The organism is Amphritea sp., assembly GCF_050300915.1.
GTDB lineage: Bacteria > Pseudomonadota > Gammaproteobacteria > Pseudomonadales > Balneatricaceae > Amphritea.
In genome coordinates this window covers 1-12,959 of the sequence record NZ_JBNKYN010000030.1, presented here as the reverse complement: position 1 = coordinate 12,959, position 12,959 = coordinate 1, and the positions used below count along the sequence as shown (strand labels likewise).

General features: G+C 50.6%; 13 protein-coding genes. 4 read left to right on the top strand and 9 right to left on the bottom strand.

Annotation, left to right across the window (positions count from 1 at the left end):
* Positions 1 to 150: 150 nt before the first annotated feature.
* From ACQY8X_RS09880 to ACQY8X_RS09855, 6 genes are all read right to left on the bottom strand, one after another.
* Positions 151 to 369, bottom strand: a complete 219-nt coding sequence (locus ACQY8X_RS09880; RefSeq protein WP_428034977.1) for a Nif11-like leader peptide family natural product precursor — start codon at positions 367 to 369, stop codon at positions 151 to 153.
* Positions 370 to 1,131: 762 nt separating this feature from the next.
* Complete coding sequence (locus tag ACQY8X_RS09875; RefSeq protein ID WP_428034976.1) at positions 1,132 to 1,356, bottom strand: hypothetical protein; 225 nt, start codon at positions 1,354 to 1,356, stop codon at positions 1,132 to 1,134.
* A gap of 210 nt (positions 1,357 to 1,566) precedes the next feature.
* Positions 1,567 to 2,793, bottom strand: coding sequence for a multidrug effflux MFS transporter (locus ACQY8X_RS09870; protein WP_428034975.1), 1,227 nt, complete (start codon positions 2,791 to 2,793; stop codon positions 1,567 to 1,569).
* A 139-nt stretch (positions 2,794 to 2,932) separates the two neighbouring features.
* A complete protein-coding gene (locus ACQY8X_RS09865) occupies positions 2,933 to 3,712 on the bottom strand; it encodes an amidohydrolase (RefSeq protein WP_428034974.1) in 780 nt (259 codons plus the stop codon).
* Positions 3,700 to 4,848, bottom strand: a complete 1,149-nt coding sequence (locus ACQY8X_RS09860) for a pyridoxal phosphate-dependent aminotransferase (protein ID WP_428034973.1) — start codon at positions 4,846 to 4,848, stop codon at positions 3,700 to 3,702. The genes ACQY8X_RS09865 and ACQY8X_RS09860 overlap by 13 nt, the downstream gene beginning before the upstream one ends.
* Before the next feature lie 98 nt (positions 4,849 to 4,946).
* Positions 4,947 to 5,885 (bottom strand): nucleoside recognition domain-containing protein, encoded by a 939-nt coding sequence (locus ACQY8X_RS09855; RefSeq protein WP_428034972.1) that lies wholly within the window; start codon positions 5,883 to 5,885, stop codon positions 4,947 to 4,949.
* A gap of 252 nt (positions 5,886 to 6,137) precedes the next feature.
* Between ACQY8X_RS09855 and pbpG the strand changes: the two genes are divergently transcribed.
* Positions 6,138 to 7,181 (top strand): D-alanyl-D-alanine endopeptidase, encoded by a 1,044-nt coding sequence (pbpG, locus tag ACQY8X_RS09850; protein ID WP_428034971.1) that lies wholly within the window; start codon positions 6,138 to 6,140, stop codon positions 7,179 to 7,181.
* 89 nt (positions 7,182 to 7,270) lie between these two features.
* On the top strand, positions 7,271 to 8,269 hold the full coding sequence (locus tag ACQY8X_RS09845) for a diguanylate cyclase (protein WP_428034970.1): 999 nt from the start codon (positions 7,271 to 7,273) through the stop codon (positions 8,267 to 8,269).
* Positions 8,270 to 8,283: 14 nt separating this feature from the next.
* Here the strand turns inward: ACQY8X_RS09845 and ACQY8X_RS09840 are convergent, their stop codons facing one another.
* Complete coding sequence (locus ACQY8X_RS09840) at positions 8,284 to 8,976, bottom strand: aspartate/glutamate racemase family protein (RefSeq protein WP_428034969.1); 693 nt, start codon at positions 8,974 to 8,976, stop codon at positions 8,284 to 8,286.
* A 166-nt stretch (positions 8,977 to 9,142) separates the two neighbouring features.
* Between ACQY8X_RS09840 and ACQY8X_RS09835 the strand changes: the two genes are divergently transcribed.
* Positions 9,143 to 9,748 (top strand): Yip1 family protein, encoded by a 606-nt coding sequence (locus tag ACQY8X_RS09835; RefSeq protein WP_428034968.1) that lies wholly within the window; start codon positions 9,143 to 9,145, stop codon positions 9,746 to 9,748.
* 78 nt (positions 9,749 to 9,826) lie between these two features.
* Here the strand turns inward: ACQY8X_RS09835 and mtnK are convergent, their stop codons facing one another.
* Positions 9,827 to 11,032 (bottom strand): S-methyl-5-thioribose kinase, encoded by a 1,206-nt coding sequence (gene mtnK, locus ACQY8X_RS09830; RefSeq protein WP_428034967.1) that lies wholly within the window; start codon positions 11,030 to 11,032, stop codon positions 9,827 to 9,829.
* Between the two features lie 185 nt (positions 11,033 to 11,217).
* Between mtnK and mtnA the strand changes: the two genes are divergently transcribed.
* Entirely contained in the window at positions 11,218 to 12,237 is a 1,020-nt protein-coding gene (gene mtnA, locus ACQY8X_RS09825) for an S-methyl-5-thioribose-1-phosphate isomerase (RefSeq protein ID WP_428034966.1), read from the top strand.
* A gap of 72 nt (positions 12,238 to 12,309) precedes the next feature.
* On the opposite strand, the gene ACQY8X_RS09820 is transcribed toward mtnA, so the two are convergent.
* Positions 12,310 to 12,852 carry a 1,2-dihydroxy-3-keto-5-methylthiopentene dioxygenase gene (locus tag ACQY8X_RS09820; RefSeq protein WP_428034965.1) on the bottom strand — a complete coding sequence of 181 codons (543 nt, stop codon included), beginning with the start codon at positions 12,850 to 12,852 and terminating at the stop codon, positions 12,310 to 12,312.
* Between the last annotated feature and the right edge of the window lie 107 nt (positions 12,853 to 12,959).

Below are 12,959 nucleotides of genomic sequence, written 5' to 3'. Positions count from 1 at the left end.
TTACACCGATTATATAGGATTATGTTATGTAAACAAACCTGTAGACTCATGCTTCAGGCAAAAGGCAAATTACAGAAAAACGCTATTGCTCCAGATTGAACGAATAATAAAAAAGGCATGGTCAGCCATGCCCTTCCTGCTTCACCGCTGTCACACACGCAGCAGTGCTTTCGCCAGTCTCTCTGATAACTGATCTTCTGTAAACTGCGGCTCATTTGGTGGATACAGTGAGTCTTCATCAAACTCAAAGCCATTTTCCCGCGCCAGAGAAAACATCTCTTTCATCTTGATACAGGCTTTCAGTTGTTCCGCCAGTTGGGCGTCGGCTTTAGCTTTGGCTGAGAAGCCAGCGATTTGTTCAACAGACATAGTACTTATCTCTCCGATCAGTTTGTATGATATTCAACACTCCTACAGCAAGAATCACGCCTGCATTTTAAGCGTTAGTTTTAATGTAACTATATGAAATGCAAAGAGGTTAAACCGCAAGAGTTTGTTACAAAGATAACAAGCCAGAATATTTTAGCGGACAACTGACATAACCTTGCAAGGCGCGATTGCCCCCCTGAGGTTGACAGATTTTAAATAGCTCATCGACAAAGCGACCGTTTCACAGCGGCCACCGGCCCCCGTTACACTCTACTGACCAGACATCTGGGGCCTGGTCATAGTCTCGATTCCTGTTATCCTGCATCCTGGATATTCATAGAGTTTGCTGATCAGTTCCATTACGCCACAAGTGAATGATCGTGAAAAACTTGACGGTTCTCAACGCAGTGTACTCGTAGCCGTGAACACAGGTCCGATACAGCTATCTTCGTGATGATGGTGATCGCTAACAGAGAGCGGGCACCGTACCGTAAACCGACAAAAGCGCTCCTTTGAGGTTCATCCGCCACCTTTCTTGCAGGCACCAGAACTGCTGCCAGAATAATTAAACGTTTCATTTTATAGCGCCCGGGCAGACGAAGCGTTATGAGTATAAAAAGTCTGTTCGGCCATCCAGCTCATTATTATCTCTTAAATAATCATCAGCTATTTACTCAAACATAAAGTGAACCCCAAAACTTGTGCCCCTTAATAAAAAAGCCCGTCATCTCTGACGGGCTTTTAATATGTATAGAGACAGTGTTATTTATAATTTACATCGTCCCATTGCCAAAGTGTTTGCGTGGTCATAGATTTCTCCCCGGCACTCATGGTTAACGGTGCGTGAGATCGTACCCCCTGTTCCGTCGATTCATGGATCAGCTCTCCATTTGCGCTGCGGGAGTAATCATAAATGCCTGCCTGTACCGGAATTGAAAGCGTCAAAGCTGACATTAAAACGGTGCTGGCTATCAGTAATTTTTTCATTGTCCCATCCTCAATCTGTTTCAAATGACTACAGGAACAACTTTATTCTGGCATGCTGAAATTACGCTGAAAAATATAATTAATATTAAAATATATTTTAGCCACAACAGGAAGAAAATAACCGGTAAACAGGCCATGTTGATCAACGCCTGAAGACCATCAATCAGCAGAGATGTCGTCTCATCTTATACTTGCCATTGGTAGCGCATGCTATGAATGAACGGCCGTAACCTTATTTCTTAACCAGAAACAGACCAGCAAGCCGAAACTAATCAATACAAGAAAACCAACGACTAATGGATAAACCGTATGGTTATAAAAGTGGCCGATAGCGAGACTGGAAAACACACCTAACAGCATCGCCAGAGAGCTGACCATACCGGCACCTATACCGGCTAAATGCCCCAATGGCTCCATCGCCAGTGCACTGAGATTACCAAAAAGCACGCCCACGGCAAAAAACACCAGAAAAAGATAACCGATGAAAGACCAGAGCACAGGCTGACCAGTATAGAAGAACACGACAGGCAGATAGACCAGTGACAGGATGAAAATACCCAATAGTGCGGCGACAACAAGTTTCCAGGTTCCCAACATACCGACTAACCGGACATTCAGCAGCGACGCCAGACCAATGCTGCCCGCCAGCGCCCCATAATAGATAGGAAACAGCTCTCCCAGGCCATAAAGATTCTGTAACATCGGCTGTGACAGGTTGAGGTAAACCAAGAATGCTCCCTGAACCAACCCGGTTACGACCGTGAACCCCATCGCTATCGGGTGGGATATAACCTCTTTAAACCCCTGCCACAACTTACCTAGTCTTAATGAGCGTTTATTTTCCTCAATCAGGGTTTCCTCTAGTCGTAATACAACCCAGCCGCTGAGAATAAGCCCGGCTGTCAACAGTGTGGTAAAGATCATCTGCCAGCCCGAAAAGCTTAACACCATCTGCCCCATGACTGGAGCCAGCATCGGCACCAGGATAAAAACCGTCATCACAAAGGACATTACCCGTGCCATCGCTTTGCCGGAATAGAGATCTCTTACCAGTGCAACGGCAACGACTCTGGGGCCCGCAAGTCCCAGTCCCTGGAGCAAGCGGCCCAGCAACATCTGCTCAAAACTTTCAGCAACAATGGAGAGTATCGCGCCAATAGCAAAGATAAGCAGTCCGAACAGGATAGCCGGCTTTCGCCCAATCGAGTCTGACAAGGGACCATAAAACAGTTGCCCTGTTGCCATGCCAATAAAGAAAACAGAAATAATCAACGGGTTATCATTGGGATTGAGAACCTGAAGATCACGACCGATCAACCCCAGAGCAGGCAACATCATATCGATCGACATCGCCGTTAGTGAGATCATCATCGCCACTAAAGCAACAAACTCCACAAACGAAATGGCTTTGCCCGAAGAGGCCTTAAGCTTTAGCAAACGGTTTTTCCTTTTTAATAAATGGCTAGAAATAGGCTGTTATTGCTCAAACGTGCATCATAACAGGTTAACGCGTTTCACAGTGGAGGCTGTGCACAACCAACAGGATTTACAGTCCGTAAAGATGAAGGATCAAACTCTAATCGCTGATAGTAAACCTATCTGCATCCATCCAGGCGGGAAACTTCTCTTTAAAGTCGTTCAGCATCTCGACAGAGAGCGTGTGGCTTTCACAGAAAGCGACTCCGGGTTCCCGATCAATCAGCAGATCACCCTTGAAATCCACCAGCATGCTGTCTCCACTATAATCATGCCCATTGGCATCGCTGCCCACCCGGTTAACTCCGGCGACATAGCACAGATTCTCTATCGCCCGGGCCTGTAACAGCTTGCGCCAGGGTTGGCGTCTGGGCGAAGGCCAGTTGGCCACATACAGCACCAGATCATAATCATTACGGTTGCGGGAGAACACCGGGAAACGCAGGTCATAACAGACCTGCAACAGAATCCGCCAGCCCTTATAGTCAACAATAACCCGCTTCTCTCCCGGCTGGTAACGCTCATGTTCACCGGCCATTCGGAACAGATGACGCTTGTCATAAAATGTCTGGCTGCCATCCGGGAAGGTAAAGATCATCCGGTTAACATAACCATTGCCCGCTTCGATCGCCAGGCTGCCGGCAATCGCAATGTCGCGCTCCACCGCCTGTTGTTGCAGCCACTGACAGGTTTCTCCCCCCATCGGCTCGGCAGCAGTGCGGCTATCCATAGTAAAACCGGTGGAAAACATCTCCGGTAGCAGCACCAGATCACTGCCTGCGGAATGCTCTTCCATCAGCCGTTCATACATCGCCCGGTTCTCAGCCGGGCTCTGCCACTGCATATCCGGCTGAATCAGCGTTATTGTCAGATCCTGCATAATTTCTCCGCCGCCTCTCTCAGCGTGTCATCACTTTTAGCAAAACAGAAACGCACTAAGCGTTGCTCCGGCGGTGACTGATAAAAAACCGATACCGGAATCGCGGCAACCCCCACCTCAGTGGTGAGCCAGCGGGCAAAGGTCAGGTCATCCATATCCGGCTGAATGGCAGAATAATCCATCAGCTGGAAATAGGTGCCATTTGCCGGGGTAAAACGAAATCGGCTGGGTGTCATCAACTGACAGAAAAGATCCCGTTTCTGCTGGTAAAAATCTGGCAGCCCAAGATAGTGCTCGGGAAAGTCATTGATAAAATCAGCCAACGCCAGTTGGATCGGATGCACCGTACAAAATGTCAGATACTGATGCAGTTTACGAAACTCGGTGGTGAGGGCCGCCGGTGCAACACAATACCCCACCTTCCAGCCTGTGGTGTGATAGGTTTTACCAAAAGATGACACAACAAAGGCCCGTTCAGCCAGAGCGGGTCTGCACAACAGACTCTGGTGTGGACCACTAAAGCAGATGTGCTCGTAAACCTCATCGCTGAGCAGCAAAATATCGCTACCTTTTACCAGTACTTCAAGCTGATCCAGATCCGCAGCCGATAGCACCGATCCGGTTGGGTTATGTGGGCTGTTCAGGATAATCATACGGGTCTTAGAATTGATCGCGGCCTTAACCTGAGACCAGTCAATGGCAAAATCAGGGGCATGCAATGCCAGATGCACGGCCCGTCCACCATTGAGCTCAATGGCGGGTTCGTAGCTGTCATAGGCAGGATCAAAGACGATCACCTCATCACCCGGACACACCACCGCACCGATAGCCGCAAACAGTGCCTCAGTGGCACCGGAAGTAACGGTCACCTCAGTGTCAGGGTTTACCTGGCAGCCGTAGAGCTTTTCTACTTTTACCGAGATAGCCGTGCGCAACGACAGCACCCCGGCCATCGGGGCATACTGATTAAGACCGTTTTCCAGGTAATAGGTTACCCGATCTAACAATGCCAGCGGCCCGTCAAAATCGGGAAAGCCCTGAGACAGGTTAATCGCCCCGTGCTCTGCTGCCAGCTGCGACATCTCAGTAAAAATAGTAGTGCCAACTTTAGGTAATTTAGTCGGTGGGTATTGCATGAATATGATTGTCCTTTCCCGGATTGCTGCCAATTACAGCGTAATGGGTCAACTCTATGTCTGCTCAGGCAAAGGGTCAAGCTGAACCCGTAGCCTCTTCAGAATATAATCAGGTGTAGTACACCGCGAACCAGCGTACCCACCAGGGCTCCCAGCACAGCAGCCCTGGCAACTGCAGAAACACGCCTGCCGGCAGCCATTAAGATAGCCACACCAGCAACATCAAACGGATTAATGATAAACCCGGCAATCCTGTTCAGATCGGTTGCGGTGATCGCCCCCTGATTTAACAGATCAATGGTCACCCCCATCATCGCCGTGCCACCCGCGATAAACTTGGTCACGATCGGCAAAACCGTTGACTCAGGCAGATCAACCAGTGCCAGCACCGGTGCCAGCAGAGCGGTTAACAAATCAATTGATCCGGTCACTTTCAGCAGATTAACAAAGCACAGCGCCAATATCAGCAACGGTATCGAGGCGATTACAATTTTAACCCCCTCCTGACCACCATCTGACAGAATCTGAATCACATTTTTCTTTTCATGCAGCTCAGGAGCCAGGTGTTGTGCATGGTTGTAATCATCATCCAGCAGCGGATCACGGGCAAACAGGTAGTAAGTCGCGGCCGCCGCAATCAGGCCACTGATCAACGAAGTGATCATAATCACCGGCACATTGAGACCAAACACCGCCATAGGAAAGACCACGTTGGCCTGTGACAAGGTCAGCACCATCGCCAGGGTAGCAGCAATTGAGCGCCGCGCGGTGCCGTCCCGATCCATAATCGCCAGTGTAGCAACCGGCGCATTGAAGCTGACAAACAGAATCTGCAGCATCGCAAAGATCCCCAGCCCCGGAACCCCAAACGGCTTCACCAGCGGCGACAGTCTGTTTGAGATCCAGCCAAGTACGCCTTTACTTTCCAGCAGTTTCATCAGTGCCAACATCACTACCATCACTGGCAGCAATACATACAACACCATATCCATAGCCGTTCGGCCAGAATCGAGAATCAGTGTAATAATCTGTTCCATTTAAATTTTGCTCGCTCCAGAAATAGCGCTGTTCATTTTACTCTGACGGAACTGTATTCTAACTCATCGTGCTTCAGCGCATATTTCTTCTTACTGGCCTGACCCGATCTGCCGCCATAAAAACATAAAATGAGTAACGAAACCAACGATAAAGAGATCCTGCTATGGTAAAGTCTGCAACTATACGGCTATGTATACAGGGATCTCAGGCCAATAACTGTTGAAATAACAATCTGATATTACGGCTCTGTTTTGAAAACAATCTCAGCAACACGCCTGTCCAACAACCGTAACGCTGAAGCCCAAAAGGCGAAGCGGTTAGCTAATCGACTGATACAACGGTTGTGTGTACTGATATGTACTATTTTTCTGTCGCTCCTAGCGCTATCCGTTGCGGCCCAACCAGCAGTAATAACCAAAGCCAGCACTGTTTCCAGTGCAACCCACCGGTTACTTAATCTCGACCCGGAAAAAATAGAACTGGCCTCGGTCAGTGCCGCTGTTGTCGATAATAAAACCGGCGCACCTCTGTATAAAAAACATGCAGAACTGGTGCTACCGATCGCTTCCATCACCAAACTGATGACCGCAATGGTGACACTGGACGCAGAACTCTCCCTGTCGGAGAAGATCAGGTTCACCGAGACCCAAAAACAAGCCAATCATAACTACTATAGCCGGATCCGCATTGGCTCTGAGCTGCCCCGCAAAGATGTTATACGCATCGCCCTGATGTCCTCTGAAAATCTGGCCGCCTCGGCGCTTGGAAGCTCCTATCCCGGCGGGATCAAAGCATTTGTTAACGCGATGAATCGGAAAGCCCGGCAGCTGGGCATGACCCATAGCCACTTTGTTGATTCAACCGGACTGTCGGCAGCGAATGTCTCAACCGCTTCGGACCTTGCTATTATGGTGCGGGCCGCCGCCAGCTACCCGAAGATATCCGAATATAGCAAAACCAGAAGCTACACGGCCCAGTTTAGCAAGCCGCAATATAGTCTGCGCTACGGTAATACCAATGTACTGGTTCACCGTAAAAGCTGGGATATTGACGTAACCAAAACCGGCTATCTGAATGAAGCGGGTCGCTGTCTGGTCATGATGACCCGTGTTAATGGCAGAGAAACCGTCATGGTCATGCTAAACTCATATGGTAAACGCACACCGGTTGGAGATGCCGGCCGGATTAAACGCTGGCTCACAACGGGCAAAAGCGGAAAAATCAGTAGTTCTGCAAAACATTATCAGCATCAGGTACTGCAGCAGCTTATACCTGAACAACTGGCGCTGCATTAGGATTCGCCCAAATGAGTAAAGCAGATGATCAGGCCCCCGCTAGTACTAGCCACCGGCACGCCAACACGAGCAGATCAGGGACTGATAACGTGATCAATAACCTACTTGAAAGTTTGCACCATGATGATTTCGAACAGCTTGCTGCCGATATTAAACAATCGCTAGAAGCGCACCGCTACTGGATGCAGAGAATTACCACGGCACTGGTGACCCGGCAACCGTTAGAGGAAGACCAGTTTATTGCGGAGGATGCGCACCTTCACTGCCATTTTGGTCGCTGGCTGACAAAAATCTTCCAGGATGAGCTGTTTCAACAGGGCTCTTTTCTCAGAATTGAGCACTATCACAGGCAGTTACACGCCGCGGCCCGTACCCTGATTTATCAGCTGAACCAGCACGCAGAGGTTGATATTGCTGCGTTTGAAAACTTTATGCAGTTGCAAAAGGAGTTCTTCGATATGGTGATGATGCTGTTTGAATTTTCGGTGCTGAATAAGCAGCAATTTGATCCCACTACCCGACTGATGAACCGGCGATCTGTAGACTCGGTTCTGGCCAATGAATATAGCCGGATGCAACGGGCCGAAGATTACTACTGCTGTGTCGCCATGGCCGACATCGATCACTTTAAGCAGGTGAATGATCTCTGGGGGCATGATGTGGGAGACCTGCTGCTAAGTCACACTGCACAGTTATTCAACGATGCGATACGCCGTCATGACACCGTATCACGCTATGGCGGTGAAGAGTTTCTGTTTATCTTTCCGGATATGCGCCTGGAGCAGGCGGGGTTTGTGGTCGATCGTATCCGCAAGCAGCTGGCAAACAGCAGTATCAGCCATCACAGCAACCTACACTCTGTCACCGCCTCTTTCGGTGTCACTCAACTGTGCCGCCATTGCGATATCAAAGGTTCGGTCAAACGCGCGGATATCGCCATGTACGCAGCCAAGGAGAGTGGCAGAAACTGTACAGTGACCGTTGATAGCCAGGCAGTGGTCGGGCAGACATCCTATGAACATCTCAATAAAGAGATCACCGAACTGATTCGCCAGCACTGTAAACGGGTGGCGCCCGGAACCGATTAAGCTAATTAACCACCTCAGGACAGGGCTAGCTCTACCGCTGCGGCTGCATGAATAGCCGTGGTATCGTACACTGGCACCGGGGTGTCTGACTGGCGTATCAGCAGCGCGATCTCCGTACATCCGAGAATCACCGCCTGCGCCCCCTGCTCCGCCAGCGAAGCGATTATCTTCAAATACGCCTGGCGCGAGTCGTCATTGATCTGCCCCTGACACAGCTCATCATAAATGATGCGATGCACGCTTGCCTGATCAGCCGCATCGGGCACGAACACCCGGATACCATGTTGCGCGCTCAGGCGGCCTTTATAAAAATCCTGTTCCATAGTGAAGCGGGTACCCAAAAGACCAACCGTTTCTATACCGTCTGCTTTTAACTGCTCTGCCGTGGCATCGGCGATGTGCAACAATGGAATCGACACCGCCGCTTCCACCTGTTGCGCGACTTTATGCATGGTATTGGTGCCAATCATAAAGAAATCTGCTCCGGCGGCCTCTACCGCCCGCGCCGCCTGTTCGAGTATCGCCCCGGCCTGATGCCAGTCACCCTGCTGCTGCAGCGTTTCAACCTCCGCAAAATCAACGCTGAACAATGCCATTTTAGCGGAGTGTAATCCACCTAACTGCTCCTTGATACCACAGTTGATTGCCTTGTAATAACTGGTGGTGGACTCCCAGCTCATTCCGCCTAACAGACCGATTGTTTTCATGCTTACTCTCCATACTCATGCCGTTTACAGAGAATAAAAATTATAAGAGTACTGCACCAGATACAGTTTTTACTCAGGTACAGCAGTACAGATTGACGATATTGATCTACCCTTTATTCAGACACGTAATAATCTGGCACCACCCACAACATAGCAGGTGATTCTCATGACCATAAAATCGATGTCTGAAATCTTCTATCATCCCCACCTGGCAATGCAGCATCTACGGGATGAAAAACTCAGGGGCACGGGCGAGGTGCTTGTGATTCTGGCGTTGCTGGCATTGATACCCGCCGTTTCACTGTTTATCGGTACCACTCAGCTCGGCTGGAGTCTGACCCCGGGGGGAGATGCGATAAAGCTGAGCCTGATCAGCGCGCTGAACTCAGCCATCGCGTTCTATCTGGCAACCTGCTTCGCCCTCTGCTTAATGGGCTTTGCCATGCACTGGATGGAAAAAACCTACGGCGGCCATGCATCACTGGAGCGCTGTATGAATCTGACGCTCTATACGGCCACCCCCCTGTTACTGGCTGGATTTGCCGCACTCTATCCCATGTTATGGTTTTGCGTCGCGGTGGGGTTAGTGGCTCTGGGCTACAGCACCTGGCTGCTGTTTACCGGTGTTCCGATCATTATGAAGATTCCTGAAGAGCGGGGCTTTCTGTTCTGCATCTCTATTCTGACGGTGGGATTGGTGTTACTGGTGGGTTTACGGTCGGCCACCGTATTTCTCTGGAGCACAACCACACCGCTGGTCTACGTGCAGTGATTGTGCACACCGGCCAGAACCTGAAAAGCCTGCACTGACTGACATCAGAGCAGGCTTTTCAACGTTATCAGGCGGCGCTTAACGGCAGTACAGCTCAGCCTGTACTCTATCGATAACCTCAGCAATACTACTCAATGTCGTACGCTGTTTAATCAGTATCTGCCCCAGAGTCAACGCCAGACGTTCAGAGTCGGCACGACGTTCAGCATCCTCAATCGACTCAATATCCATAACATGCGCCAGACCGATGGTTCTGCGAATCATCTCGGTTCCCGCATATCCCAGAGTGTCAGCCAACAGCTCGCTGATATACCAGTCTGCATACTCGTTCAGCTGCAGACTCGGGTCACGGATTTCCGCTGACATATGTGCACGGAAACGCTGTTCAAAGGTCTGCCACAGGGTCTGCATACCGTCCAGCAACCATTGCTGATAATCGCTGCGTTCAGCTTTATCCCCGGACTGATTTGCCTGTCCGGCAACGTTCAACAGATAGTTACCGATGACGGTGCCAATATCGAAGCCTGCCGGACCAACATAGGCAAATTCAGGGTCAATAATTTTCGTGCCATGCTCATTCGCGAAGACCGAACCGGCATGCAGATCGCCATGCAGCAGCGCTTCAGCCTGATTAAGAAACTTGATCTTCAGCCGGGCCACTTCCAGTTTTAATGCACTATCCTGCCAGAGTTTTTCCGCATCTGTACGGAGAGAGGTATTGATGCTGTTGCGCTCGTGATCACAATACGGGTCCCAGAAGAACAGCTCTTCAGAAATTTTGCACAGATCCGGGTTGATAAACCGCTGCACCAGCGATTTTTTCTCATAGGTGTCCAGATAAAGATCCGAGGTATAAAACAGGGTATCCGCCAGAAAACGCCCCAGATGCTCCGCCAGCGAAGGCAGCTGTTTTCGTTGCACCATGGCGATTCGCAGGTTTTCAAACGCGCTGATATCTTCCATCACAATGGCGCATTGCTCAGCATCGTAACTATATACCTGCGGCACTAAGTCAGGACAGTAGTTCGCCTCCAGCTGCAACGCTTCCGCCTCGATCCGTACGCGGTCCTGAGACAGCGGCCAGCCTTCACCAATAATCCGGACATAGGGCAACGCCTGTTTGATAATCAGACTGTTGGCTGCACCAGACACCCGGTAGACAAAATTGATATTGCCATCACCAATCTCCTCCACCTGTAAAGACTCTTCGGCGGTAAACAGATCGCTGTGCTGACGGGCAAAAGCGATGACATCGGTATCCGAGGAAAATTTTCTGAAGCTCATTGTTATTATCAATTCCAAAGCAGGTAAAAAAAGCAAGAATCAGGGAGCCATGAGAGAGCTGAAGACCCGCCTCTGACTCGATTGCCTGCATTGTGGCAAATCCGTCCCGCTCTGCCTACCCCTTTTCTGAACCCTTCGTTCCTGATAACTTAGGCGGCCTGAAAAACCTTCCAGATGGAGCCCTCATGAAAGACCTGCTCGCAACCAGTATTAAATATCAACACGGGGCTCTTTACGTGCTGGATCAGCACCAGTTACCTCACCAAGAGCAGTGGCTTACCTGCGATAGCAGCGATGACATGATTGCGATGATTAAAAAGTTGCAGATTCGGGGAGCGCCATTAATCGGCATCGGAGCCAGCCTGCTGCTAGCGCATCTGGCAGAGCAGGGTCTGACCGCTGAAGAGCTGCATACTCAGGCTGAGCGGCTGCGGGCAGCACGACCGACTGCGGTTAACCTGATGAACTGCATCGACCGGATGCTGGCGACACTTGAAAACGAAGGCCCGGCTGGCTTAAGCCGTTGCGCCGAGCAGCTGTTCGAAGAGGATGTTGATCTGTGCAACCGCATGGCAGGCTTTGGCGCAGAGCTGATTGCAGACGGCGCTAATATTCTCACCCATTGCAACACCGGAAGCCTGGCCACCGCCGGTGTGGGCACCGCTATCGGCGTTATCGGTGCGGTGAAACAACAGGGTAAGCAGCTGCATGTCTGGGTGGATGAAACCCGGCCCCTGCTTCAGGGAGGTCGCCTGACCGCCTGGGAGATGGACCGTCTGAACATTCCCCACACGCTGATTTGCGATAATATGGCCGCCACGCTGATGGCCCAGGGTAAAGTCGATGTGGTGCTGGTCGGATCTGACCGGATCGCTGCTAAAGGTGATTTTGCCAATAAAGTCGGCACCTACTCACTGGCAGTGATCGCCCACTACCATAAGGTGCCGTTCTATGTGGTCGCCCCCTACACCACGGTTGATCCGGAATGCCCCGATGGTAAAGCGATTCCCATAGAACAGCGCAGTCCGGCTGAAGTACAGGGTGTCAGTGGCAGTTTTGGCGAGGTAAACTGGGCGCCGGATAATACCCCGGTCTATAACCCAGCCTTCGATGTTACCCCGGCAGCGCTGGTCACCGGCTGGATTCTCGATACCGGGGTTTACAGCCCGGAACAGATCGCCACCGGGGTATTGAAGACGCTCTGAAAAGGCAGATAACAGTCAGGCACATCATCGATAGATGAAGTGCCTGCGCCGGGAGCCCGCTCAGCTGACGCCTCAGGCTTCAAACTTAGGAAACTGATCGGCAATGGTACTGCCAGTATAGTTAGCTACCCAGCCTTCCGGATTATTGAACAGGCGGATCGCGGTAAAGTCCGGCTCCGGCCCCATATCAAACCAGTGGGTGGTGTTTGCAGGCACAGAGATCAGGTCATCTTTGCAACAGAGAACCTTATACACTTTATCGGCGACATGCAGATAAAACATCCCTGCGCCACGAACAAAGAAGCGGACTTCATCTTCGCTATGGGTATGTTCGCTGAGAAATTTCTGCCGCAGCTCATCCTTGGCCGGGTTGTCGCTGGCCAGACTGATGGTATCAACTGTCACATAGCCCTGCTCATCTTTCAGCCGCTGAATTTCAGCGGCGTAAGCGGCGAGTATCTCCTCGGCGCTGCTGTTAGCGTCAACCGCCTGCCCCGCTTCCCAGCGTTCAAACTGAACACCAATTTCAGCCAGCTTAGCACCAATTTCAGCACCATCCGTGCTGCAGTAAACCGGCTGGGCATTGTTATCAGGGTATATTGTTAATTCACTCACTGCTCAGTCCTCTGTTAAATATTCGTCAGCATGATCTGCTGAAAACTCTCAACCACCGTATGATCACTGTGGTCCGGGAGCTGATCCCGGGCTAACAACACGGTCGC

Excerpts from the sequence above, each read along its gene's own strand:
- ACQY8X_RS09880 (WP_428034977.1), bottom strand. The coding sequence starts at position 369 with ATGTCTGTTGAACAAATCGCTGGCTTCTCAGCCAAAGCTAAAGCCGAC.
- ACQY8X_RS09875 (WP_428034976.1), bottom strand. The coding sequence starts at position 1,356 with ATGAAAAAATTACTGATAGCCAGCACCGTTTTAATGTCAGCTTTGACG.
- ACQY8X_RS09865 (WP_428034974.1), bottom strand. The coding sequence starts at position 3,712 with ATGCAGGATCTGACAATAACGCTGATTCAGCCGGATATGCAGTGGCAG.
- ACQY8X_RS09860 (WP_428034973.1), bottom strand. The coding sequence starts at position 4,848 with ATGCAATACCCACCGACTAAATTACCTAAAGTTGGCACTACTATTTTT.
- ACQY8X_RS09855 (WP_428034972.1), bottom strand. The coding sequence starts at position 5,885 with ATGGAACAGATTATTACACTGATTCTCGATTCTGGCCGAACGGCTATG.
- ACQY8X_RS09840 (WP_428034969.1), bottom strand. The coding sequence starts at position 8,976 with ATGAAAACAATCGGTCTGTTAGGCGGAATGAGCTGGGAGTCCACCACC.
- ACQY8X_RS09835 (WP_428034968.1), top strand. The coding sequence starts at position 9,143 with ATGACCATAAAATCGATGTCTGAAATCTTCTATCATCCCCACCTGGCA.
- mtnK (WP_428034967.1), bottom strand. The coding sequence starts at position 11,032 with ATGAGCTTCAGAAAATTTTCCTCGGATACCGATGTCATCGCTTTTGCC.
- mtnA (WP_428034966.1), top strand. The coding sequence starts at position 11,218 with ATGAAAGACCTGCTCGCAACCAGTATTAAATATCAACACGGGGCTCTT.